We start from the raw sequence: 25,855 nt of genomic DNA, 5'->3' as shown, positions 1-25,855 counted from the left end.
CAGAGTATGTAACATTAATTATTACAGAGCAGTTAAAAGTAGAAATTAAATTGTAATAAAATATAACTTTATTTTATATAATTATGATGATAAACTTAATTAGAATAATTTTATTGTGCAAAATAATATTTGAATACAAATCAATTTACCAAAGCGTTCGTATCAAACATCATAGAATTAACAACCAGGAGGACGACACAATGAATGTAGAAAAAAATAATAAATACAGTATCAGAAAATATAAAGTAGGTATATTGTCAACAGTAATAGGATCTGTCTTAATATTAGCTAACCCCAATCATTCAGAGGCATATGCAGCAGATCAAACAGTATCAAATACAGCTTCAAATATGGTTCAGCCTACAAATCAACAACTAGCCAATCAACAGACTGCCACTCAAGCAAACACTGCTAATAATCCAAATAATAAATTAACTACAACTTCAACTGTTAATAATAATATAAATCAATCATCTGATTTAATTAATTCTAATCATCAGAAAGCGACTGATGCTAATAATGTGAATGCTAAACAAGCTGACACTACAAATAAAAATAATAACAATCAACCGGTCAATGATGCTCCTAAAGTATCTAACGATGCAATGATAGCAAATCATAACGCATTAATTGTGCCTGAAAATACATCAACAGTAGATCATCATATTTCATTAAAAGAGATTCAAGAACAATTAAGACATTCAAATGACAAAACAAATGTCGTTGCAGTTACAGAAGCGACTTCAAATAAACCTAAGAAAAGAACAAGACGACAAGCGCCAGGACCTGCACCAGCAGCTCTAGCTAATAATGCTGCTAATACAGACCCAGGTACAAATAATGTTGGTAGTATTAACGAAGTATTTACATTTGATAATAATGGTATTAATCCAAGTCCAGATAAATTAAGACCAGCAGTTACTGTTGTCAGTAATTTACCAGGCTTTACGATGATTAATAATGGTAAAGTCGGTGTCTTAAGTGCTTCATTAGTAAGAACTAGTGTCTTCAATCAAGGTGATCCAAAGAATGATCAAGCATCAGATAATGTCATTGCATTAGGTAGAGTATTAGCAACTAATACTAGTGATACAGGAGATTTTAACGGTATTGAAAAAATTGTCTCAGTACATCCTAATTCAGAAGTCGTCTTTCAATTTAATACGATGGCAAGTGCAGATGGTAATGGGGCAACAATTTTAGTATTGAAAAATGCAGCTGACGATTCTGAAATTGCTAGAGCAACAGTAGATGGAGGTTCTACTTTAAGATTAGCAACAATACCAGCAAATGTTACTGATCTTAAAATTCAATTGTTACCAGATGCTAGTGTGCATGGAAATTTTAGAAGGGTGACTAAAAACCAAGATGGCTATAAGTACTTTTCACTCGTTGATACAATCGGCGTAAAATCAGGTTCTCATGCCTATATCAAAAATATTAATTATAATAATACTATTAAGACAGATAGCGATTTAGCCATCGATGCAACGATTTCTAATGATGGGAATTTTGGTGCGTCATTAGATAATGGTGCTTTAGTGTATAAAGTTAAATTACCGGATGATGTGACATATGTGGATAATTCATTAGTAACGAGCACACCTATTGGCAATGTGGCGAATACAGATGTTAATCCATTTACTGTAGCGTATGACAGAACAGCGAATACAGTGACATTTTCAAGTAATGGTTTAACTGCGAAAAATGGTGCACCTAATACACCGATGTTATTACCATTAAAAGAAATCAACTTAAAATTTAAAGTGCATATTAATAGAATAAATACACCTAAAACCGTTAATTTAGAAAGTAATATCACATATAAAACATACACTGAATTAACTATGAATAATGCTAATCCGCCATATACAACAGCAACGACGTCATCGCCATTAAGTATCATTATGAATAAAGATGCTTTACAAACACAGTATGATTTTATACCACAACAAGTGAATTATACGTATGCATCTATTTTAGAATATAATAAATTGAAAGTTAGAGCGAATAACATTCTTAATGAACAAAATCAAAATGTACCAGTGGACCAACGCGCTACGCAACAACAAATAGATCAATTAGTGGATCAAATGTCGCACACATTAGTTAGTAGTGTGAATGCCAACCAACAAATTACTCAAAAAGCACAACAAATGGTTAATTTAGCTGAAAATAATAATGACTTAACAGATGAAGAAAAAACAGCCATTGAAGAGCAAATAGATAATCATAAAAACCAAGCTTTAAATGACATTGATAACCAAACTACTGACCAAGGTGTTACAAATGCAACAAATGCAGGAATTCAATTATTAAATGCTGATGTCGGTGTACCAATAGTCAAACCAGCAGCTAAAAAGGCTGTGAGTGATAAGGCAGCTGAGCAAAAACAATTAAATAATAATAATAGTGATGCAACAGCAGAAGAAATTGCAGCAGCCAATCAAAAAATTGATACTCATGTTACTGAAGGAGATACAGCGATAGATAATGCCACTACGAATGATCAAGTTGCACAAGCAAAAGATGCAGCTATAGCAAATATTAGTACGGATGTGGTAGAACCTATAGTTAAACCAGCTGCACGCAATGACATAAATCAATTAGCAGCAACTAAACGACAACAATTATTAAATATTCAAGCAGCAACTAAAGAAGAAAAAGATGCAGCAATTGCGAACTTAGACCAAGAAGTTACTACTATACTAAATAATATTAATCAAGCAACTACAAATAACCAAGTTAATCAAGTTAAGGCCACTGGATTACAAACGATAGATGGTATTCAACCGGTTATTGCGAAAAAGCCTGATGCCAAAAGTGCGATTAATCAAGCAGCAATTGCTCATAAAACAGTCATTAATCAAAGTAATGATTCTACTATTGAAGAGAAACAAGCTGCGTTATCGTTAGTAGATCAAGCAGTTACGCAAGCAGAACAGGCTATTGATCAAGCGTCAACGAATGCTGAAGTTGACCAATTACAACAAACGTGGACAACTGACATTAATAATATTTTACCAGCAACAAAAGAAAAAACAGATGCTAGAAATGAAGTTCATGATCAAGCTCAACAACAAATTGCTCGTATTAAAGCAAATAACGATGCTACAGATGAAGAACAAGATGCAGCAATTCAAGAAGTTAACAATGATGAAACACAAGCTGTGACAAATATTAATAACGCGACGACAAATCAAGATGTTCAAGATGCTAAAAATAATGGTATTAATGACATTACACAAGATGAACCACAAACAACTGTTAAGACAGATGCTAGAGCTGCAGTGACAACTAAAGCTAATGATAAAAAACAACAATTAACACAAACACCAAATGCCACACAAGAAGAAATAGAAGTGGCTCAAAATCAAGTAGATCAACAATTACAAGATGCGTTAAATAAAATCAATAATGCAAGAAAGACGAATGATGTCAATACGATTAAAGATAATGCTATTCAAAATATTGACAATGATACAGTAATAGTTCAAAAGAAACCAGATGCTATCAATCAAATTGATCAAAAACAACAGCAACAAGAACAAGTGATTAACAATAATACAGTAGCAACTGAAGAAGAAAAACAAGCTGCATTACAACAATTAACACATTTAGTAACGCAAATTAAAAATAATATCAATCAAGCAACGCATAATAACGAAGTTGATTTAGCGACAACTGAAGGGTTAACTCAAATTGCTCAAGTACTTCCACAAGAAGTTGTTAAGCCAACGGCTATACAAGCAATTAATGATAAATATACAGAAAAAGTAGCGAATATCAATCAAACACCTGATGCTACTAAAGAAGAAAAAGATGAAGCTATTAATGCTTTAAACATAGATAAACAACAAGCTATAGATGCTATCAATCAAGCAACGACAAATACGCAAGTTGAACAAGCTAAAACAGATGGTTTAACTACACTTGAAGGCGTTGCTGCAAATGTAGTTAAAAAGAAAGAAGCAAGAAATACCGTTAACCAACAAGCTACTTCTCACGATGCAGATATCGCTCAAATACCAGATACAACTGTCGATGAACAGCAACAAGCTAAAGACAAAGTGCAAACAGCATTAAATAATGCATTGCAACAAATTAATCAAAGTCAAACAAATAGTGACGTAGATCAAGCAACAACAGCTGGAGTTAATACGATTAATGCAATCATACCTCAAGCTGAAGTTAAGCCAGCAGCTCGAAATGCGATCAGTCAAGCGAACGATAGTCAAACTCAAGTGATTAATAATAATGTTGATGCAACAGATAATGAAAAAGAAGCGGCATTACAACGTTTAGCAACAGCAAAAACTCAGGCTTTAAATAGTATTGATCAGGCCAACACGAATGACCAAGTTAATCAACTAAAAGCTAATGCAATCAATGACATCAATACAATCGTTCCAGAAACTAGAGTAAAACCGGCTGCCAGAGAACGTATTAATCAACATGCTAATGAAAAAAGAAATCAAATTAATCAAGACTTAGAAGCAACTTCAGATGAACGACAAGTAGCCCTACAACAGCTTGATAATATTGTTAAGCAAGCCATGCAAGATATTAATAACGATAAGACTAACCAACAAGTCAATGATACAGAAACGCAAGCATTTGATAATATAGCTCAAATTACACCAGCACATAATGTCAGAAGTGAAGCTAGAAATGCTGTAGAACAAAAATTTGAGCAACAGAAAGAACGTATATTAACAACGCCAAATGCTACAGATGAAGAAAAGAATAAAGCACTTAACGATTTAACTGGTCTTAAACAACAAATACTACAACAAATTAATCAGTTACCTTCTACAGCAGAAGTAAACAAAGCTGAACAAAATGGTATCAACAATATTGCTACTATTTTACCGAATGTTGTTGTTAAACAAGAAGCAATTGATGATATTCAAAATACAGCGAATACACAAAAACAACGTAATAAACAGACACCTGATGCCACGCATGATGAAATCAATGAAGCAAATCAAATCATTGATAATACCGTTAATGAAAATAAACAACGTATTAAACAAGTGACAACAAATGAAGAAGTAGCACAATTGAAAAATAAAGCAGATGATATGATAGATAAAACAAAACCAAAAGTAAGACGCAGACGTGCGGCATTAGATGCCCTAGATCAAGGCGTAGAGGAGCAAATTGCTACAGTAGATCAAACACCAGATGCAACAGATGATGAAAAACAAGAAGCAATTGATAAAATTAATGCGTTACGTCAACAACTAGGTCAACAAATTGCACAAGACCAAACGAATCAACAAATTGATCATACGGAAAGTAAAGGTCTTGAGGATATTAAAAATATATTACCGAATGTGCATGTTAAAAAGGATGGTCGTCAAAATATTAACGACAAAGCGCATAGTCAAGAAAACGACATTAATCAAGTGTCAGATGCAACAGACGAAGAAAAAAATGCCGCAATAAATATCTTACACGATACAACAGCAAATGTTCTAAATGATATTAATCAAGATCATTCAACACAGGACGTACAAAATCATGTTGAACTTGGTAACCAAGCAATTGATAAAATCAAACCAGAAACAAAAGTTAAACCTGAAGCAAGAGAAAGTATTAAACAAACATTAGATGAATTGCTTAATGATATTAATCATAATCAAGAAGCAACGATTGAAGAAAAAGAGGCAGCTACAAAAGTATTAGAAAACATTTATCAACAACAAGCTTTAACAGCAATAGACAATGATCATACAAATCAACAAGTAGCTGAGACTGTATTAAAATACAAACAACTACTATTGGATAATAATGTTAAACCAATGAAAAAACCTGCTATTAGTCAAGAAATAAATAATGAAGTGATTAGAGCAAATACAATCATTAAGAACTATAATAAAGTAAGTGACAAAACTAAAAATAATGTCTTACAAAAAATAGCTCAACTAAAAACTGCAATGGACAATGACTTAAGAAAAGCCATTTCTAATCAAGAAGCTGATGACGTATTAAAACGTTTCAACCATCAATTACATGACCTTGAAACGGTTATTGCAACACAAGAACAATCACTAATTAAAATTGATATTGTAGCAAATCAAACAATTGCTAAATTTAAAGCTATAGCGACTGCTAGCCAATTAGCTCATATCATTCAGTTAATAGAGGCTTATAAAGCTGAAGGTTTCAACATGATAGATGGAAACTTTGATCTTGCGCTAATTAAACAACAAACAAACGAAGCAATTACTAAAATACTGTCAATTAAATTACCAGTTGAACCTGTAGAAGAAGTAATAATGCCACGTAAAAAAGTGACACCACAGACTCCAAAAGTGATTAAAAAGGATACACCACAATGTAGTACAAAAGTATTGCCAAAAACAGGTGGACAAGATTTTCACTTACCATTTATGGAAATGTCATTAGTGGCCGGTTTAGCTTTAATAGCGAGACAATTAACTAAAAAGCAAAAAGGCAATAACTAGTTTTAATAAATACTAACTAGAAAAAAGCTACCTACAAAGTAACAGCAACAACAATAACTGAAACTTTGTAGGTAGCTTTTTAATTTGTAAACTAACTGAGTAGACACTTGAATGCTATACTTCAGAGTATAGTAAGCTTACACATTTTAGTTAACAATAAAAGACAAGGTTTACGGTTGAAATAAATCTTTTCTAACCATTGATTGCGAAAATTTATATCTTGCATATTAATGTAAAAATCATAGGTAACTTTCATATGACGCATAATATCTAAACATGGTAAATCTTGACTAAGATTGTAAAACAGTCACCAACAATTTATCGTTCAGACATTTACTGATCATTGCATCATATTAAGTGTTAAATATATGTTATCCCAAGATTTTTAATAACATATTATTTTGTCAGTCTAATTAGCAAACTTATATTTAGATAATTTATTGTGTTTGAAAAACGAAATTTCCAGCATTTAATCCTGCAACATGACCAGTAACTAAAGCACTTGTAATATTATAACCACCTGTATAACCATGTATATCTAATACTTCACCACATAAAAATAATCCTGGAACTAATTTAGACATCATTGTTTTAGGGTGCAGTTCTTTTAAAGATACACCTCCACCAGTGACAAATGCTTTATCTAAAGGTAAAGTGCCGTTAACTTCAAATGTAAATCCTTTGAAATTATCTACTAATGTATTTAATTGCTGGTTGGATAAATGATGTGACGTTATGTTGACATCAATGTGTGATTGTTTAAGCATAAATAGTAAATATCGTTCTTCAATTAAACCATGTAAACTATTTTTAATTGCTTTATCTGGTTGCTTAGTGAGTAGTTGTCGTATCGTTTGTTTTAATTGCTCGTGATTATAGTCAGGGAATGTATCAATTGCCATTTTGATATGCGTTTTCTTTTGGTTTTTTTGTTCTTTGTAGACAAATTGACTACATCTTAAAGCTGCAGGTCCACTTATACCAAAATGAGTAAAAATCATATCCATTTGATGACTAATTCTTTTTTTACCGTTCTTTTTTAAGACAGATAGCTCGACATCTTTTAAACTCAACCCTTTTAATTCCTTAGATTTTATAAAAGGTTCATTAGAAGTAATAGGAACTTCCGTAGGGAATAATTCAGTAACAGAATGTCCTAAAGATTCAGCAAATTGATAACCATCACCTGTTGAGCCAGTTTGTGGCACACTTGCACCACCAGTCGCTATAACTAAACTTTGAGATTCATATGTATTATTTTGCGTTTGAACTTTAAAAGTATGACTTGGAGTGACTTCGATTTGTGTAACAGCTTCTTCTTCTTTGATTGTTACATGTTGGTTTTTAATTGTTTCAACTAAAGTATCAACGACGTCTTGAGCTTTGTTTGAAACAGGAAACATACGACCATGATCTTCTTCTTTCAATTTGACACCTTTTGATTCGAAAAAATTTATAATTGACTCATTATCAAAAACTGAAAATGGACTATATAAAAATTTGCCATTGCCAGGAATGTTTTGAATGATTTCAGCATAGGGCAAACGATTGGTAACATTACAACGACCACCGCCAGAGATTTTAAGTTTTCTCCCTAAACCTTTTTTCTTTTCAAGTAATAAGACTTTGTCAGTAGAGTTACTAGCGGCCACTGCAGCCATTAACCCACTAGGTCCACCACCAATAATGATTGTTTGATACATAATTAATTCCCTCCAGAATTTGAAAGACTTGGTGTTTGTCTAAAATTTATTATGACTTTGGTTGTTTAAAATGATGCCAAAGGATTACAATATCTCTATAATGATACCTTAATATATGAAGTACATTTTTAAAATAATAATATTTTTCATTCAAGTAATAAGATTAAAGCATACAATTATATTCTTTAATAGTATAATAGCATTAAAAGTATGCTTAAATTAAAGTGATCACTTTATAATTCAATGACAGATAGCAAAGAAATTGTTATGATATAGCATTGAATAATGAGTAAGTATATAAAATTTTATGATTCGTCCATAATAAAACAACTGACAACAAAGATTTAGATATTTTATCATAAAATTTGAATAAATATGAGATAGGGAGATACGTAATGAGTGAAAGTAAAGAAATGGTACGTGGGACCTTTTTAATTACGATTAGTATATTAATTACTAAGGTCTTAGGAGTTCTATTTATTATACCGTTTAACTATTTAATCGGTGGACAAGAAAATATGGCTCCTTTCACATACGCTTATGCGCCATATAATATCGCTATTGCTATAGCTACAGCGGGAGTTCCATTAGCTGCTTCTAAATATGTCGCAAAATATAATGCAATTGGAGCTTATAAAGTCAGTCAGAAATTTTATAAATCAAGTTTTATTGTGATGAGTATTACAGGTGTACTCGGATTTTTAGTATTGTACTTTTTAGCGCCATTTATTTCAGAATTAACTTTATCAAGAAGTGTTCATGATAAAAATGGTTGGTCAGTACAAGATATTACTTGGATTATTCGTATTATAAGTATGGTTGTAATATTTATTCCGGTCTTAGCAACTTGGCGTGGTATATTCCAAGGTTATAAATCAATGGGACCGACAGCAGTTTCTGAAGTTACAGAACAAATCGCACGTGTACTATTTATACTTATCGGTAGTTATCTAGTATTAAATGTTTTTGATGGTTCAATATTATTAGCCAATGGTATAGCAACATTTGCTGCAGCAGTCGGTGCGATAGGAGGAATTTTTACTCTATGGTATTACTGGAGAAAGAGGAAACACAACATTGATAGAATGGTTAAATCAGATGTAACTGATATAGATGTTTCTTATGGCAAAATGTATAAAGAGATTATTGCATATAGCATTCCATTTGTTATTGTTAGTTTAAATTATCCATTATTTAATTTAGTAGACCAATTTACCCATAATGGTGCTTTGTCGTTAGTAGGCGTGCCATCTCAATTACAAGATATCTTCTTTAATATGCTAAATATGTCAACAAATAAAATTGTTATGATTCCAACATCATTAAGTGCTGGTTTTGCAGTTAGCTTAATACCATTTATTACTAAGACATATGAAGAAGGTCGTTTAGATGAAATGCATAGACAAATTAGAACGTCTATTGGTGTTTTAATGTTTATTACTGTACCAGCTAGTATTGGAATTATGGCGTTAGCGCAACCACTATTCACTGTTTTCTATGGATATGATCCAATTGTCTTAGGTCATGATCCTAACCATGATGGCAGTCGTTTGTTATTCTTCTACGCTCCTGTAGCAATTTTAATTTCTTTATTAAGTGTTACAGCATCAATGTTACAAGGCATAGACAAACAAAAATTAACAGTTTATGTTATTTTAGCGTCAGTCGTAATTAAATTAGCGTTAAACTATCCATTAATTATGTTATTCCACACACCAGGTGCAGTATTAAGTACAAGCATCGCTTTAATATTTGCAATTGGTTGTAATTTTATCATCCTTAAAAAATATGCGAAATTCAAATTTACCGAAAGTTGGATACAATTTGCTAAAATTTTCTTATATTCATTTATTATGATGATAGGTGTAGAAGCAGTATTCTATATTTTAAACTTATTCTTACAACCATCTAAATTAAATTATTTAATCATCATTATTCTAGGTGTGTTTGTTGGTGTTATCATTTATGGAACGATTACCATCAAGACACGTTTTGCTGATGAGTTTTTAGGTGAAATTCCTGAAAAATTAAGAAGAAAGATTAAATTTTTACGATGAGAATAGATAAATTTTTAGCGAATATGGGCTATGGAACGAGGAACGAAGTTAAGCAATTATTGAAAAAAGGTAACGTAACGGTCAACGATCAAGTAATTAAATTACCTAAAGCACATATCATTCCAGAAGAAGATACAGTTAAAGTTAATGGTCAAGTCATCGACTATGTGGCTAATGTTTATATTATGCTCAATAAACCTAAAAACTATGTTTCAGCAACTGAAGATTCTGTGCATAGAACGGTGATTGACTTAGTTCCAGAGTATCAACATCTGAATATTTTTCCAGTAGGTAGATTAGACAAAGATACAGAAGGACTTTTATTAATAACGAATGATGGGGAATTTAATCATAAATTAATGAGTCCACAAAAGCACGTACCTAAGACATATGAAGTAATCTCCGATAAACCTATAAAGTCTTCTGATATTGTTAAATTTGAACAAGGTGTAGAATTATCTGATGGCCGAGTTAAACCAGCAATATTAGAGATTATTGATGATGTTACGTCTAAAGTAACTATATACGAAGGGAAATATCATCAAGTTAAAAGGATGTTTCATAGTATAGAAAATGAGGTATTAGAACTTAGAAGAATCAAAATTGCTAACTTAGAATTAGATAGTAATTTAGAATTAGGGCAATATCGTCTCTTAACTAAAACAGATTTTGAACAGTTAAATTTATAAAAAGGGAGATTTTACTATGGCAAAAGGAAATTTATGTAGAGCAGTATTAGGTATTGGAGCTGCAACTGTTGCAGTATTATTATCACGTAAAGATAGTCGTGAAAAACTAAAAGCTGAATATAATAAATATAAGCAAAATCCTGAATCATATAAAAATAATGCTAAAGATAAAGCTAGTCAATTAGGATCAATTGCTAATGAAACACTTAAAGAAGTAAAAAATAATCCTAAAGATTACGCAGAGCGATTAAAAAATGATCCAAAAGCATTTTTAGAAGAAGAAAAATCAAAATTTACTAATTTAGATAACCCAGAAGCGGATCGAGTTGAAGAAGGTAAATTTGATGATGAAGGTGGCGCGACTGCAAACAACAACTTAAGAGTTGTTACTGAAGAAGATTTAAAAAACAATAAAAACGCAACACCGAATAATAAATAATATTTTAAGATTATAGCTGGCGAGTAGTGATACTACTTGTTAGCTTTTTTATTTTGATTAGATAGCAAAATGGACTGTCAGTTTTAATTACCTAACACTTCAGCTTATACTAACTTGTATTCCTGTTTGCTATTCTCAATAGGATTAATAGTTCATATTTTAAATGAAAATATATATGTTATACGTTTACTAACCAATAGTATGTATTTTAAAAATTTAACAATGTTTAATTAAGCTTAGCGATAAATGCGAGATATTTTTATTATTTTCTGACATCTTATTGTAGTTTTTATCTTAATTCAGGTAAAATAGTATTTAACTTATAGATAAAGGAAGTCGATTTCGAATGTGGAAAGAAAAGGTTCAACAGTATGAAGACCAAATTATTAATGACTTAAAAGGGTTGTTATCAATTGAAAGTGTGAGAGATGACTCTAAAGCATCAACAGAAACACCAGTCGGACCTGGACCTCGTGAAGCATTAGATTATATGTATGAAATTGCACAAAGAGATGGTTTTGCAACTTATGATGTTGACCATATTGCGGGAAGAATTGAGGCAGGTAAAGGTGAAGATGTATTAGGTATTCTTTGTCATGTCGATGTTGTGCCAGCAGGCGAAGGTTGGGATAGTGATCCATTTGAACCAGTTGAAACTGATAATGCCATTATTGCTAGAGGAACATTAGATGACAAAGGGCCAACGATTGCTGCATATTATGCTATTAAAATTTTAGAAGATATGAAAGTTGATTGGAAAAAACGTATACATATTATTATTGGTACAGATGAAGAATCTGATTGGAAATGTACTGAACGTTATTTCCAAACTGAAGAAATGCCAGCATTAGGTTTTGCTCCTGATGCAGAATTTCCAGTAATCCATGGTGAAAAAGGTATTACAACGTTTGATTTAGTGCAACATTCAATAGTTGATGATAAAGATGAACCAGATTATGAACTTCAATCATTTACATCAGGAGAAAGATACAATATGGTTCCAGACCATGCTGAAGCAAGAGTATTGGTTAAAGAAAATATGACTGATGTTATTCAAGATTTCGAATATTTCTTAGAACAAAATCAACTACAAGGTGAAAGTTTAGTAGATAGTGGCATTTTAGTATTAACTGTTGAAGGAAAAGCTGTTCATGGTATGGATCCTTCTATTGGTGTTAATGCTGGTTTACATTTACTAAAATTCTTATCTTCTCTTAATTTAGATAATAATGCCCAATCATTTGTCGCATTCAGTAATCGTTATTTATATGATTCTAATTTTGGTGAAAAGATGGGTATGAAATTCCATACTGACGTCATGGGTGACGTTACAACAAACATCGGTATTATCAATTACGATAACGAACAAGGTGGACGTTTTGGAGTTAATTTAAGATATCCTGAAGGATTTGACTTTGACAAAGCTATGGAAAGATTTAAATCAGAAATTGATCATGATGGTTTCAAAATTGAAATTGGCAAAGTTCAAGTTCCTCATTATGTTGATAAAAATGATCCATTTGTTCAAACATTGGTGCAAACATATAGAAATCAAACAAACGATATGACTGAACCATATACTATAGGTGGCGGTACATATGCTAGAAATTTAGATAAAGGGGTAGCTTTTGGTGCCATGTTTAGTGATTCTGAAGACTTAATGCATCAGAAAAATGAATATATCACTAAGAAACAATTATTTAATGCAACAAGTATTTATTTAGAAGCTATATATGCTTTATGCGTGGAGGAATGATATATGGAAAAAGTATTTTTTAATGGTGAATTTGTAGCTGCAGATGATGCAAAAGTATCATACAACGATAGAGGTTACGTGTTTGGTGATGGTATATATGAATATATTAGAGTTTATAATGGGAAATTATTCACTGTAACTGAACATTATGAAAGATTTTTACGTAGTGCTGGAGAAATTGGTTTAGATTTAAATTATGATATTGACCAACTTATTGAATTATCAAGAAAATTAGTCGACATCAATAACATTAACAATGGTGCCATTTATATCCAAGCAACACGAGGTGTAGCTGAAAGAAATCATAATTTCCCAACACCAGCAGTTGATGCAGCTATCGTAGCATATACTAAAAGCTATGACCGTCCATTTGATCACTTAGAAAATGGAGTTAATGCAGTAACTGTAGAAGACATCAGATGGTTACGTTGTGATATTAAAAGTTTAAATTTACTAGGTAATGTTTTAGCAAAAGAATATGCAGTGAAATATAATGCTGTTGAAGCAATTCAACATCGTGGTGAAACTGTAACTGAAGGTTCATCTAGTAACGCTTATGCTATTAAAGATGGTGTAATTTATACTCATCCAGTTAATAATTTTATACTTAATGGTATTACGCGTAGAGTAATTAAAGATATTGCTGATGATTACGAAATTCCTTTTAAAGAAGAGGCTTTTACTGTTGATTTCTTAAAAAATGCAGATGAAATTATTGTATCTAGTACGTCAGCAGAAGTCACACCAGTTATTAAATTAGATGGAGAAGTTGTAAATGATGGTCAAGTTGGACCTATCACACGAAAATTACAACAAGGTTTTGATAAAGCAATCGCAACTCGTAGTATTTAATTTAGTAATCATTAAAATTTTCAACTTAAATTCATAAATTTATCAACTATCGTAAGTTAATTATGTTATAATTTATATCGAATCTAAAAAACGTTTATTAACCAATGGTTATTAGTAAAAAGTGACATTTTGTTTCTCATTTTCAGTTGAAATATCAACGTAAAAATTATAAAATTTTCTATGAGTTATAAATATGGTAACCATTAATCATATTTTACAAAGAACGTTAAGGTTTATCTAAAATAAATCTAAATACTAGTATAACAAGTAGTTATACTGCGTTATAAATTAGAATATATGGCTCTTGAAAACATATTTCTGGAGCCATTTTCTAATTGAAAGTGAGGTGAACGAGTTGGAGCAGTTTTATCAATTAGGATGGACACTTGATTCTGCGGGTGGTGCATCTGGTGAAGCGTATATGGCTGAACAAGATGGTCAAAAGTTATTTCTAAAACGAAATTCAAATCCATTTATTGCTGCTTTATCTGCTGAAGGTATTGTCCCAAAATTAGTTTGGACAAAACGTATTGAAACAGGTGAAGTTGTAACGGCACAACATTGGAAAAATGGTCGTGAATTAAACTTAAATGAAATGAAACAAGCTAGAGTGGCACATTTATTAAAGAAAATTCATAGTTCTAGACCATTATTGAATATGTTAAAACGTATGGAAATGGAACCTATAACACCAGAAATTATGCTTAATAAAATTAATGCATCATTGTCTAGAGAAGTACTAACGCATCATACTGTTAGAAAAGCGTTAACATATTTAGAAGACCATATGCCAAGTCTAGATCCACGATTTTTCACTGTAGTTCATGGTGATGTTAATCATAATAATTGGTTATTATCTGACAGAGATGAATTATTTTTAGTAGATTGGGAAGGCGCAATGATTGCAGATCCAGCAATTGATATAGGTATGCTGCTATACAACTACGTTCCCGAACAGCAATGGTCATCATGGTTTGAAACTTATGGTGTGGAAGAAAGTTTGAATTTGAATAAACGTATGAAATGGTATACGGTTATACAATCAATAGGTCTTGTTCAATGGTATGAAGAGCAGAAGAGATATAAAGATATGAATACTTGGCTGAAATTCTTAAATGAAGTAATGACAAGTAACATGTTTATTTAAGGAGAATTAACAATGCGAGTTCGATACAAACCATGGGCCGAAGATTATTTAAAAGATCATCCTGATTTAGTAGATTTAGATGGTCAACATGCAGGAAAAATGTCTGATTGGTTTGACAAAGTACAACCCATTCATATTGAAATTGGCTCAGGTATGGGACAATTTATAACGACTTTAGCCCAACAAAATCCAAATATAAATTATGTTTCTATTGAACGTGAAAAAAGTGTCATGTATAAAGTATTAGATAAAGTGAAAGAATTACAGTTAACAAATTTGAAAATGATTTGTAATGATGCAATAGAACTTAATGAATACTTTAAACCCGAAGAAGTTTGCCGTATTTACTTAAATTTTTCAGATCCTTGGCCTAAAAAACGTCATACTAAAAGACGATTAACTTATCAAACATTTTTAGCATTATATAAGCAAATATTAGCAGAAGATGGAGCAATACATTTCAAAACAGATAACAGAGGATTGTTCGCTTACAGTTTAGAAAGTATGTCTCAATTTGGAATGTATTTTACTAAAATAAATTTAAATCTTCATGAAGAAGACGATGGCAGTAATATTTTGACTGAGTATGAGCAAAAGTTTTCTCAAAAAGGATCTAGAATTTATCGTATGGAAGCTAAATTCCATCATCAATGATAGTTAAAATAAAATATAATAATTTGAAAAAGTGTCTCTATTGATGAATGATATAGAGATGCTTTTTTAAGTTCTCTAATTTTTAGGACTGATACATAAAAAATGAGTAATTTAAAATAAAAATTATTCTAAATCCGAGAATCTTGAAGTAGGGATCCAACAGAGAAAAACTGGTTAGCCAGTTTTTTCAAACACACAAGTTGGGCAAGGGACCCAGCAAAGAAAAATTCTATCAACAGGATTTTTACATAATGTGCAAGCTGGGCAAGAGCTAGTAAAGATTAAAAATCTAACTAGCTCTAATAACTCGTATAATTGTACTTTAATAAGAAACTTCATTTATAATAAGGTAACTACAGATAAAATTTGAAATAGGTTATTAATTATAAAGTTACACTTATATATGTACGAATATCTCTCAATTTTATAAATACCGACTAAAAATAGAAATTAGGTGAATGCGATGAAAATAGGGGATTTTACAATTCATTATTTAAATGGGGGAAATACTAAAATAGACGGTGGAGCCATGTTTGGTCCAGTACCTAAGCCACTATGGTCTAAAAAGTATCAAGTAAATGAACGTAATCAAATTCATTTACCTACGCATCCGATTTTAATTCAGACTGAACAGCATAATATTATTATTGATGCTGGTATTGGACAACATAAACTAACAGATAAAGAACTTAGAAACTTCGGTGTTGATTATGAAAGTGATATAGAAAAAGATTTAGAGTCGTATCATTTAACTACGGATGATATTGATTTTGTTTTGATGACACATATGCATTTTGATCATGCCACAGGTCTTACTGATACTGAAGGTAAAGCTGTTTTTAAAAATGCTAAACATGTCATTCAACAAGACGAATGGCATGAATTTTTAGCACCTAATTTACGTAGCAAATCTACGTATTGGCCTAAAAATATTGGTGACTACGATGATAATTTAATCTTATTTGATAAAACATTTGAACCTATACCAGGTATTAAATTACAACATACTGGTGGTCATAGTTTTGGTCATAGTATTATTTTGATTGAAAGTAAGGGAGAAAAAGCAGTACATATGGGTGACATCTTCCCAACTCATGCGCATCTTAATCCGTTATGGGTAACATCATATGATGATTATCCAATGCAATCAATTCGTGAAAAAGAAAGACTTTTGCCATATTTTATTTATCAACAATATTGGTTCTTGTTTTATCATGATGAACAGTATTTTGCTGTAAAATATGAACAAGACGGTAAGACAATTGAATCATATATAACAAGAGAACCAATTTAAATAGTATTTAGCGTACAAGTTTTGAAATATTAAAATTAAAAAACCGAGGCTTTCACATGATTGTGAAAACTTCGGTTTAAATTTTGAGTTTTTTTAAGAAGATATATTTTATCATTCATGATGAACTAAGTAATGGACAAGGACAATCAATTTACACTTTCGAACATCATTGACCATAAAAATAAACCTAGCATTGTACGCCTATTAAGCACTATCTTACATAATTATCTTCATCATTGTGAGCTTATGTCATCGTTTGTTGAATGGTTTGAAAATACACTTTTTAAATATTCTTCTTCTCTTTAGTTGAACTTAACACTTTAAACACATCAACATTAAATATTAACATTCAACGATATTAATAACTTCTCCAGTATAAGCATCTGCATAAAAATCATAATGAATAGGATTACCATGTTTAATAGTTGTAATACCGCCTTGATACACTAAACGATATTTATCAGTTTCTGGATGAACGAATGGTTCATAAACAATATAAGAGCCAGTTACATTCATAAAATAAGATTTCACTTCGTTTAGTACTTTAACGGGATTATAACGTTTGCGGTTGATTAATTGTATAATTGAGACAGTTGAAATAATTACGACTAATAGTGTAATTATTGTTGGAATTATGTATTTTGCTTTTGTCATCACTTATGCTCCCTTAATTAAAAATTCATATTTTTAGTTTACCATATTGAAGATGATATAATAACTTTTAAGGAGTGAGTTTTATGAACATAGATAAAAATACAACACTAGATAGAATTAAGTCATTAACAGAAATGCATGGGGCTCCAGCTTTTGAAAATGATGTCAAAGAATATATGAAACAACAAATGGAACCTTATATAGATGAGTTTGTGGAAAATCGTATGGGTGGATTTTTTGGAGTGAAGAAATCTAAGAATCCAAATGCTAAACGAGTTATGATTGCTGCACATATGGACGAAATAGCATTTATGGTTACAAATATAACCGTCAATGGTATGTTGCAATTTACTAATTTAGGTGGCGTTGCTAATGATATTTGGCAAGGACAACGATTAGCGGTCAAGAATCGTCACGGAGAACAAATTATAGGTGTAGTTTCTAACATTCCTAAACATTTTAGAACAGGTAATGAAGGTGCACCACAAATACATGATTTAACGCTCGATATTGGTGCAGAATCAGAGGAAGATGTGAGAGATAGGGGAATAGAAATTGGAGATACCATAGTACCTAACACAACATTCACACAACTGTCTGAAAATCGTTACAGTGCTAAAGCTTGGGATAATCGTTACGGTTGTGTCATTGCAATTGAAATACTAGAATTATTACATGATAAAGAATTAGATTTTGATTTATATGTAGGAGCAAATGTTCAAGAGGAAGTTGGCTTAAGAGGTGCAAAAGCTTCAGCTGAATTAATCAATCCTGATATTGCATTTGTTGTAGATTGTTCACCAGCAAATGATGTTAAATCTACACAATCATTTGCTGGACAACTAGGTCAAGGTACGTTAATTCGCATCAAAGATGGCACTATGATTTTGAAACCGACATTTAGAGACTATTTATTACAGTTAGCAGACCATCATCATATTAATTATCAATATTATATTTCTCCGGGTGGTACTGATGGAGGAGAAATTCATAAAGCTAACATTGGTATACCAACTGCTGTTATTGGTGTTTGTGCAAGATATATCCATAGTACAGATGCAGTTTTTGATATCAGAGATTACTATTCAGCACGTGAACTATTGCAACAAGCGCTTTTAAATTTAGATGATGACCAAATTTATACATTACAATATAAATAAATATTAATAATATAATTGATAAGAGGAGTAGGTTAACTATGAAACAATTAGAATCTGAAAAACAATTTGAAGAGTTAAAACAAGGTGCAACAGTATTTGAGTTTACAGCAGGATGGTGCCCAGATTGTAAAGTAATAGAACCAGATTTACCTAAATTAGAACAAAAATATCCTATGTTTGATTTTGTTGCTGTCGATAGAGATCAATTCATGGATATATGTATAGATAATGGAATTATGGGTATTCCAAGTTTCTTAGTATTTAAAAATGGACAATTAGTTGGTAGTTACATTGGAAAAGAACGAAAATCCATAGAACAAATTGATGACTTTTTAGCACAATATGTATAAATTATACAGTTGAGAAACGAGAGCAATCTCGTTTTTCTCTGTTACTGTGACTTATTTTATTGTAAACTATTAAAAGGTGCGAAATTAGGAGTGTTATACATGAATACCTTTCAAATGAGAGATAAAATAAAACAACGTTTAAAGCACTTAGATGTTGAATTTAAATTTAATCGTGAAGAAGAAACTTTACGTATTTATAGAGTTGACAATAATAAAGGAATTACAGTTAAATTAAATGCTATTGTGGCAAAATATGAAGTTCAAAAAGAAAAAATTGTAGATGAAATTGTCTATTATGTTGAAGAAGCTATAGCACAGATGCAAGATCAACAATTATCGGGAATTGATTCTTCAAAAATTATGCCAGTTATCAGAGCGACAAGTTTTGATAAAGAAACAAAAGACGGCAACCCATTCGTTTATGATGAACATACGGCAGAAACTAACATCTATTATGCTGTGGATTTAGGTAAGTCTTACCGTTTAATAGATGAGAGTATGTTGGACGAATTAAATTTAACTGCTCAACAAGTTAAAGAAATTTCATTATTTAATGTTAGAAAGTTACCAAATAACTATTCAACTGATGAAGTTAAAGGTAATCTTTTCTATTTCATTAATTCAAATGATGGTTATGATGCTAGTAGAATTTTAAATACAACATTTTTAAATGATTTTGAAGAACAATGCCAAGGTGAAATGCTTGTTGCCGTCCCACATCAAGATGTCTTAATTGTAGCAGATATACGTAATAAAACAGGTTATGATGTTATGGCCCATTTAACTATGGAATTTTTTACTAAAGGTTTAGTACCAATAACATCGTTATCATTTGGCTATCAACAAGGCCATCTTGAACCAATATTTATACTTGGTAAGAATAATAAACAAAAAAGAGATCCTAATGTTATACAAAGATTAGAAGCAAATAGACAAAAATTTAATAATAATAACAAACAAGATTAAATAAGGAGTACAGACATTATGAATTTATTTTATAATCCACAATTTGTCGGAGACGTTGCATTTTTACAAATTGAACCAGTAGACGGAGAATTAGCATATAACAAAAAAGGAAATGTAGTAGAAATTACTAATGACAATAAAGTCGTTGGTTACAATATATTTGATATTTCAACTGTAACAACAATTAATGGTAATGGACATATTAAATTAGATAAAAGTTTACTTGAAGCTTTACAACAAAGTATTAATCAAGCTGGTTTTGACTATACATTAGATGCTGATTTGTCTCCTAAATTTGTAGTTGGATATGTAGAAACAAAAGATAAACATCCAGACGCAGATAAGTTGAGTGTTTTAAATGTTAATGTTGGTAACGATACGTTACAAATTGTTTGTGGTGCACCTAATGTAGAAGCTGGACAAAAAGTAGTAGTAGCTAAAGTAGGAGCAGTAATGCCAAGTGGTATGGTTATCAAAGATGCTGAATTACGCGGCGTAGCATCAAGTGGTATGATTTGTTCAATGAAGGAACTAGATTTACCAAATGCACCAGCAGAAAAAGGCATTATGGTACTTAATGATAGTTATGATATTGGTCAACCATTTTTTGAATAAATTAGGAAGGTAGTGGAAATATGAGTTGGTTTGATAAGTTATTCGGTGAAGATAATGATTCAAGTGATGATCTAATCCATAGAAAAAAGAAAAGACAATCATCTCTTCAAAAAGACAATCATCATGACTCATTACTTCCTCAAAATAACGATATATATAATCGTCCAAGAGGGAAGTTTAGATTCCCTATGAATGTTAACTCAAACTTTGAACAACAAGACAATGATGAAACTACTATTTCTGAAGGTATATCTGATTATCGAAATGACAACCAACTTTATAATGACGTAGCACAAAATCATAAAAGACATCGTCGAAGAAGAAGTCAGTTAAGAGAAGGAAGAGAAGGTAGTAAAAAAGAAGTTAATAGAAATACATCTCATTCACAGTCTACTAGTAAACAACATTCAAAAAATCATGATAATGACTATTATTTTGTCAATAAGATAGGTACATACATTTCAGCTATCGATGGTGTAACTTCTGAAAATAAAAAGCAAAATGACGCTAAAGCGACTACGAAAGCGAATGATTCAACTGTTGGAAATTATCATAAAGAAAGTTTTAGAACATCAGAAGTGCCATCAGCTATTTTTGGGACAATGAAACCTAAAAAGTTAGAAAATGGTCGAATTCCAACATCAAAAAATCAAGATCAAAGCAATGAAACAGCAAACGTAGAAGATAAAGCAGCGCGAAGTATAACAGCACAAAAGACAACGGAGTCATCTAATCAAAGTAGTGATAATAGTCTTGGTAACGATGCTGCTAAATTTAAAGTTGACATTGAGCAACCAAAAAAAGAAAATTCGACTAAAGAGACACCTAATTATTCGAAAGTTGATAACACTATCAATATTGAAAATATCTATGCATCACAAATAGTAGAAGAAATTAGACGCGAAAGAGAACGTAAAATTTTACAAAAGCGTCGTTTCAAAAAGGCTTTACAACAAAAAAGAGAACAGCATAATGACGATGAACAAGATAGCATCCAAAAAGCTATTGATGAGATGTATGCAAGACAAGCTGAACAATATATTGGAGAAAGCTCTTTAGATACCGATGTTTCTATCGATAATGATAGTCAACAAACTTCGGATGAAGTAACAGCATTAGCTACAAATAGCGATATAGAACATAATAATGAACAAATAGATGAAAATCCAAATTATGATTATGAAGAAGTTTCATTAGCTGATATAGATCTTAATAATAAACAGCAACTTAATGACGAAGATGTGACTGTCAAAGATATTGATACAACGTCTAAAAAGAATACCGAACAACAAAGTACAGAAATTAATAAGCATAATGACATTTTAACTACATCTGAAAATAATTCTAAAGTCATAGACGACAATGAAGAGCATGACACTGAAGATGTTGATGATGCAGATTATTATGAATTAAATGATCAACAACTTGATGGCGAACAGCTAACAGAGACACAACATGATCAAGGTAGAAAGACTACTAACAAAGTTGAAAGCAATAGCAAAGATGAACATTCAACGAAACAACTAAATAATCACGACAATATCAATAATATTGATAAAACGATTGATAATGAAATTGAATTCGCTAAACGTCATAAACAACCAGCTTCAAATGAGCTTAATGACAATAGTAACACTGCGCAAGACACGGCTACTGAATTTAACAACAAGCAGCAAAGCGTGTCATCTGAAAGTAGTGAATCTCGAACTATTGGTGATCAACAAAACGAAGGTCATCAATCACAATTAGCTGAAGAAACAACTCAGGATGCTAAAAAAACAACAGACACAACGACTAAAAGACCTTTTAATGTTGTTATGACGCCATCAGACAAAAAACGTATGATGGATAAAAAGAAACATAGCCAAGTTAGCGTACCAGAACTAAAGCCGGTACAACGCTCTAATAATAAACAGTCAGCTGATATATCGACTGATAAATATCAAGCTGATAGTAATATGACAATAACGACTTATGACAATAATAGTAGTGAATCTTTAGCTAATACAACATCTAATTCAAGCGATGAGTTAGAAAAAAACAACATAGATGAACATTCTGACGTAGAGTCAGTAAATCCACAACAGGAGGCAAAACAGCATCAAGAAAATGTTACTGATACTCAACATACTAGTGACGATAAAATGAATGATGAGAGTCAAAGACCACCATCAACACATGATGACAATAATACAACAGAAGACAATATTACTGACAACGCGACAGTAAATAATACTAATACTCAGTCAATATCACAACAAAATACAGCACAACAAACAAATCAAAGTGATCACAAAGTAACGATTCGAAAAGGTCCTAATATTAAATTACCGAGTGTAGATTTACTTGAAGAACCAAAAGTATTAGAACCTAATGAAGCATGGATAGATGAAAAAAAACAAGAGTTAAATGACGCCTTATACTATTTTAATGTTCCTGCAGAAGTACAAGAAGTTACTGAAGGGCCAAGTGTTACGCGTTTCGAATTATCAGTTGAAAAAGGTGTGAAAGTATCTAGAATTACAGCATTGCAAGATGATATAAAAATGGCATTAGCTGCTAAAGATATACGTATTGAAGCACCCATTCCAGGTACAAGTAGAGTAGGTATAGAAGTTCCAAACCAAAATCCAACTAAAGTTAATTTACGTTCAATAATTGAAACGCCTAGTTTTAAAAATGCAGAATCTAAATTGACAGTTGCAATGGGCTATAGAATTAATAATGAGCCATTGTTGATGGATATTGCTAAAACACCACATGCACTCATTGCTGGTGCGACTGGATCAGGTAAATCTGTGTGTATAAATAGTATTTTGATGTCATTATTATATAAAAATCATCCTGAAGAATTACGTTTATTATTGATTGATCCTAAAATGGTAGAATTAGCTCCGTATAATGGTTTGCCTCATTTGGTATCTCCAGTTATAACAGATGTCAAAGCGGCAACTCAAAGTTTAAAATGGGCAGTTGAAGAAATGGAAAGACGTTATAAATTATTTGCACATTATCATGTGAGAAACATCACTGCTTTTAATAAGAAAGCGCCATATGATGAAAGAATGCCAAAAATTGTTATAGTTATTGATGAGTTAGCTGATTTAATGATGATGGCACCACAAGAAGTTGAACAATCTATTGCAAGAATTGCTCAAAAAGCACGTGCTTGTGGTATTCATATGTTAGTTGCAACACAAAGACCATCTGTAAATGTAATTACTGGATTGATAAAAGCCAATATTCCTACTAGAATTGCATTTATGGTATCATCTAGTGTAGACTCAAGGACTATTTTAGATAGTGGCGGAGCAGAACGCTTGTTAGGATATGGTGATATGTTATATCTTGGAAGCGGTATGAATAAACCAATTAGAGTTCAGGGAACGTTTGTTTCTGATGACGAAATTGATGATGTGGTTGACTTTATTAAACAACAAAGAGAACCAGATTATTTATTTGAAGAAAAAGAATTATTGAAAAAAACAGAAACACAAGCACAAGATGAGTTATTTGATGATGTTTGTGAGTTTATAGTTAGAGAAGGACATATTTCAACATCGTTAATTCAAAGACATTTCCAAATAGGCTATAACAGAGCAGCAAGAATCATAGACCAATTAGAACAGCTTGGTTATGTTTCAGGCGCTAATGGATCAAAACCTAGAGATGTTTATATTACAGAAGCAGATTTAAATAACGAATAATTTTAGTAAGGAGTTTTATATAATGACACATTATCATTTTGTCGGAATTAAAGGTTCTGGCATGAGTTCATTAGCACAAATTATGCATGATTTAGGGCACGATGTTCAGGGATCAGACATTGAAAATTATGTTTTTACAGAAGTGGCTCTTAAAAATAAAGGGATTAAAATACTACCATTTGATGCTGATAATATAAAAGAAGATATGGTTGTTATCCAAGGGAATGCATTCCCAAATAATCATGAAGAAGTAGTGCGTGCACATCAACTAAAACTAGATGTGATTAGCTATAACGACTTTTTAGGACATATTATTGATCAATATACATCTGTTGCAGTAACAGGAGCTCATGGTAAAACATCTACAACAGGTTTACTTTCTCATGTTATGAATGGAGACAAAAAAACATCATTTTTAATCGGTGATGGTACTGGAATGGGCTTACCAGAAAGCGATTATTTTGCATTTGAAGCATGTGAATACCGTAGACATTTCCTAAGTTATAAACCAGACTATGCGATTATGACTAATATTGATTTTGATCATCCTGATTATTTCAAAGATATTGACGATGTTTTTGAAGCTTTCCAAGAAATGGCACATAATGTGAAAAAAGGCATTATTGCTTGGGGTGATGATGCGTATTTAAGAAAAATACAAGCGGATGTTCCAATTTATTATTACGGCTTTAATAAATCTGATGATATTTATGCTGATAATATAGAAATCACAGAAAAAGGTACATCATTTGATGTGTATATTAATGGTGAATATTATGATCATTTCTTATCACCACAATTTGGTGATCATACAATTTTAAATACTTTAGCTGTAATTGCTATAAGCTATCTTGAAAAATTAGATGTTAAAAATATTAAAGAAGCTTTAGAAACATTTGGTGGTGTTAAACGTCGTTTTAATGAAACAAAAATATTAAATCAAGTTATTGTTGATGATTATGCACACCATCCTAGAGAAATTAGTGCTACAATAGAAAGCGCAAGAAAAAAATATCCACAAAAAGAAGTTGTGGCTGTTTTCCAACCTCATACTTTTTCTAGAACTCAAGCATTTTTAGATGAATTTGCTTCAAGTTTAAGTAAAGCAGATCAAGTCTTTTTATGTGAAATTTTTGGTTCAATTAGAGAAAATACAGGTGATTTAACAATACAAGATTTAATTAATAAGATTGAAGGATCTTCATTAATTGATGAAAATACTATTGATGTATTAGAACAATTTGATAATGCCGTTATTTTATTTATGGGTGCTGGTGATATTCAAAAATTACTAAAAGCATATTTAGATAAATTAGGTATGAAAAATGAGTTTTAATAT

General features: G+C 31.3%; 17 protein-coding genes. 15 read left to right on the top strand and 2 right to left on the bottom strand.

Going from position 1 to position 25,855, the window contains the following annotated elements:
* Positions 1 to 200: 200 nt before the first annotated feature.
* A complete protein-coding gene (locus CD113_RS10215) occupies positions 201 to 6,473 on the top strand; it encodes a SasC/FmtB family protein (RefSeq protein ID WP_002464297.1) in 6,273 nt (2,090 codons plus the stop codon).
* Positions 6,474 to 6,910: 437 nt separating this feature from the next.
* On the opposite strand, the gene CD113_RS10210 is transcribed toward CD113_RS10215, so the two are convergent.
* The gene (locus CD113_RS10210) at positions 6,911 to 8,176 is read right to left on the bottom strand and encodes a BaiN/RdsA family NAD(P)/FAD-dependent oxidoreductase (protein WP_002464298.1); all 1,266 of its coding nucleotides are present in this window, start codon (positions 8,174 to 8,176) and stop codon (positions 6,911 to 6,913) included.
* Between the two features lie 395 nt (positions 8,177 to 8,571).
* Between CD113_RS10210 and CD113_RS10205 the strand changes: the two genes are divergently transcribed.
* The 8 genes from CD113_RS10205 (at position 8,572) to CD113_RS10170 (ending at position 17,064) form a co-directional block, all read left to right on the top strand.
* Positions 8,572 to 10,233 carry a putative polysaccharide biosynthesis protein gene (locus CD113_RS10205; protein WP_002464299.1) on the top strand — a complete coding sequence of 554 codons (1,662 nt, stop codon included), beginning with the start codon at positions 8,572 to 8,574 and terminating at the stop codon, positions 10,231 to 10,233.
* Entirely contained in the window at positions 10,230 to 10,922 is a 693-nt protein-coding gene (locus CD113_RS10200; RefSeq protein WP_002464300.1) for a pseudouridine synthase, read from the top strand. Before CD113_RS10205 ends, CD113_RS10200 begins: the two co-directional genes overlap by 4 nt.
* Before the next feature lie 16 nt (positions 10,923 to 10,938).
* Complete coding sequence (locus CD113_RS10195; protein WP_002464301.1) at positions 10,939 to 11,361, top strand: YtxH domain-containing protein; 423 nt, start codon at positions 10,939 to 10,941, stop codon at positions 11,359 to 11,361.
* Positions 11,362 to 11,707: 346 nt separating this feature from the next.
* Complete coding sequence (gene pepV / locus CD113_RS10190; RefSeq protein WP_002464302.1) at positions 11,708 to 13,117, top strand: dipeptidase PepV; 1,410 nt, start codon at positions 11,708 to 11,710, stop codon at positions 13,115 to 13,117.
* 3 nt (positions 13,118 to 13,120) lie between these two features.
* Positions 13,121 to 13,969, top strand: coding sequence for a D-amino-acid transaminase (dat, locus tag CD113_RS10185; RefSeq protein ID WP_002464303.1), 849 nt, complete (start codon positions 13,121 to 13,123; stop codon positions 13,967 to 13,969).
* Positions 13,970 to 14,324: 355 nt separating this feature from the next.
* A complete protein-coding gene (locus CD113_RS10180) occupies positions 14,325 to 15,116 on the top strand; it encodes a phosphotransferase family protein (protein ID WP_002464304.1) in 792 nt (263 codons plus the stop codon).
* A gap of 12 nt (positions 15,117 to 15,128) precedes the next feature.
* Positions 15,129 to 15,770: a tRNA (guanosine(46)-N7)-methyltransferase TrmB gene (gene trmB / locus CD113_RS10175; protein WP_002464305.1), complete on the top strand. Its 642-nt coding sequence runs from the start codon at positions 15,129 to 15,131 to the stop codon at positions 15,768 to 15,770.
* A 463-nt stretch (positions 15,771 to 16,233) separates the two neighbouring features.
* Entirely contained in the window at positions 16,234 to 17,064 is an 831-nt protein-coding gene (locus tag CD113_RS10170) for a YtnP family quorum-quenching lactonase (RefSeq protein WP_002463084.1), read from the top strand.
* A gap of 342 nt (positions 17,065 to 17,406) precedes the next feature.
* Here CD113_RS10170 and CD113_RS10165 read toward each other — a convergent pair whose 3' ends face one another.
* Entirely contained in the window at positions 17,407 to 17,718 is a 312-nt protein-coding gene (locus CD113_RS10165) for a PepSY domain-containing protein (RefSeq protein WP_002463086.1), read from the bottom strand.
* An 83-nt stretch (positions 17,719 to 17,801) separates the two neighbouring features.
* Between CD113_RS10165 and CD113_RS10160 the strand changes: the two genes are divergently transcribed.
* From CD113_RS10160 to murC, 6 genes are all read left to right on the top strand, one after another.
* A complete protein-coding gene (locus CD113_RS10160) occupies positions 17,802 to 18,878 on the top strand; it encodes a M42 family metallopeptidase (protein WP_002463088.1) in 1,077 nt (358 codons plus the stop codon).
* Positions 18,879 to 18,916: 38 nt separating this feature from the next.
* The gene (locus CD113_RS10155) at positions 18,917 to 19,228 is read left to right on the top strand and encodes a thioredoxin family protein (protein ID WP_002463090.1); all 312 of its coding nucleotides are present in this window, start codon (positions 18,917 to 18,919) and stop codon (positions 19,226 to 19,228) included.
* A 99-nt stretch (positions 19,229 to 19,327) separates the two neighbouring features.
* Positions 19,328 to 20,194 carry a DUF1444 domain-containing protein gene (locus tag CD113_RS10150; RefSeq protein WP_002463091.1) on the top strand — a complete coding sequence of 289 codons (867 nt, stop codon included), beginning with the start codon at positions 19,328 to 19,330 and terminating at the stop codon, positions 20,192 to 20,194.
* Between the two features lie 18 nt (positions 20,195 to 20,212).
* Entirely contained in the window at positions 20,213 to 20,809 is a 597-nt protein-coding gene (gene ytpR / locus CD113_RS10145) for a YtpR family tRNA-binding protein (RefSeq protein ID WP_002463092.1), read from the top strand.
* Between the two features lie 20 nt (positions 20,810 to 20,829).
* On the top strand, positions 20,830 to 24,516 hold the full coding sequence (locus CD113_RS10140) for a DNA translocase FtsK (RefSeq protein ID WP_095092758.1): 3,687 nt from the start codon (positions 20,830 to 20,832) through the stop codon (positions 24,514 to 24,516).
* Positions 24,517 to 24,538: 22 nt separating this feature from the next.
* A complete protein-coding gene (murC, locus tag CD113_RS10135) occupies positions 24,539 to 25,852 on the top strand; it encodes a UDP-N-acetylmuramate--L-alanine ligase (RefSeq protein WP_002463094.1) in 1,314 nt (437 codons plus the stop codon).
* The last annotated feature ends 3 nt before the right edge of the window (positions 25,853 to 25,855 follow it).

Origin of the sequence: Staphylococcus simiae, from assembly GCF_002902085.1 — a bacterium.
GTDB classification, from domain to species: Bacteria; Bacillota; Bacilli; order Staphylococcales; family Staphylococcaceae; genus Staphylococcus; species Staphylococcus simiae.
This window is presented reverse-complemented; position numbering and strand designations above follow the sequence as displayed.

What these genes read in the sequence shown, in the direction of transcription:
- CD113_RS10215 (WP_002464297.1), top strand. Translation starts at nt 201, where the DNA reads ATGAATGTAGAAAAAAATAATAAATACAGTATCAGAAAATATAAAGTA.
- CD113_RS10210 (WP_002464298.1), bottom strand. Translation starts at nt 8,176, where the DNA reads ATGTATCAAACAATCATTATTGGTGGTGGACCTAGTGGGTTAATGGCT.
- CD113_RS10205 (WP_002464299.1), top strand. Translation starts at nt 8,572, where the DNA reads ATGAGTGAAAGTAAAGAAATGGTACGTGGGACCTTTTTAATTACGATT.
- CD113_RS10200 (WP_002464300.1), top strand. Translation starts at nt 10,230, where the DNA reads ATGAGAATAGATAAATTTTTAGCGAATATGGGCTATGGAACGAGGAAC.
- CD113_RS10195 (WP_002464301.1), top strand. Translation starts at nt 10,939, where the DNA reads ATGGCAAAAGGAAATTTATGTAGAGCAGTATTAGGTATTGGAGCTGCA.
- pepV (WP_002464302.1), top strand. Translation starts at nt 11,708, where the DNA reads ATGTGGAAAGAAAAGGTTCAACAGTATGAAGACCAAATTATTAATGAC.
- dat (WP_002464303.1), top strand. Translation starts at nt 13,121, where the DNA reads ATGGAAAAAGTATTTTTTAATGGTGAATTTGTAGCTGCAGATGATGCA.
- trmB (WP_002464305.1), top strand. Translation starts at nt 15,129, where the DNA reads ATGCGAGTTCGATACAAACCATGGGCCGAAGATTATTTAAAAGATCAT.
- CD113_RS10170 (WP_002463084.1), top strand. Translation starts at nt 16,234, where the DNA reads ATGAAAATAGGGGATTTTACAATTCATTATTTAAATGGGGGAAATACT.
- CD113_RS10165 (WP_002463086.1), bottom strand. Translation starts at nt 17,718, where the DNA reads ATGACAAAAGCAAAATACATAATTCCAACAATAATTACACTATTAGTC.
- CD113_RS10160 (WP_002463088.1), top strand. Translation starts at nt 17,802, where the DNA reads ATGAACATAGATAAAAATACAACACTAGATAGAATTAAGTCATTAACA.
- CD113_RS10155 (WP_002463090.1), top strand. Translation starts at nt 18,917, where the DNA reads ATGAAACAATTAGAATCTGAAAAACAATTTGAAGAGTTAAAACAAGGT.
- CD113_RS10150 (WP_002463091.1), top strand. Translation starts at nt 19,328, where the DNA reads ATGAATACCTTTCAAATGAGAGATAAAATAAAACAACGTTTAAAGCAC.
- ytpR (WP_002463092.1), top strand. Translation starts at nt 20,213, where the DNA reads ATGAATTTATTTTATAATCCACAATTTGTCGGAGACGTTGCATTTTTA.
- CD113_RS10140 (WP_095092758.1), top strand. Translation starts at nt 20,830, where the DNA reads ATGAGTTGGTTTGATAAGTTATTCGGTGAAGATAATGATTCAAGTGAT.
- murC (WP_002463094.1), top strand. Translation starts at nt 24,539, where the DNA reads ATGACACATTATCATTTTGTCGGAATTAAAGGTTCTGGCATGAGTTCA.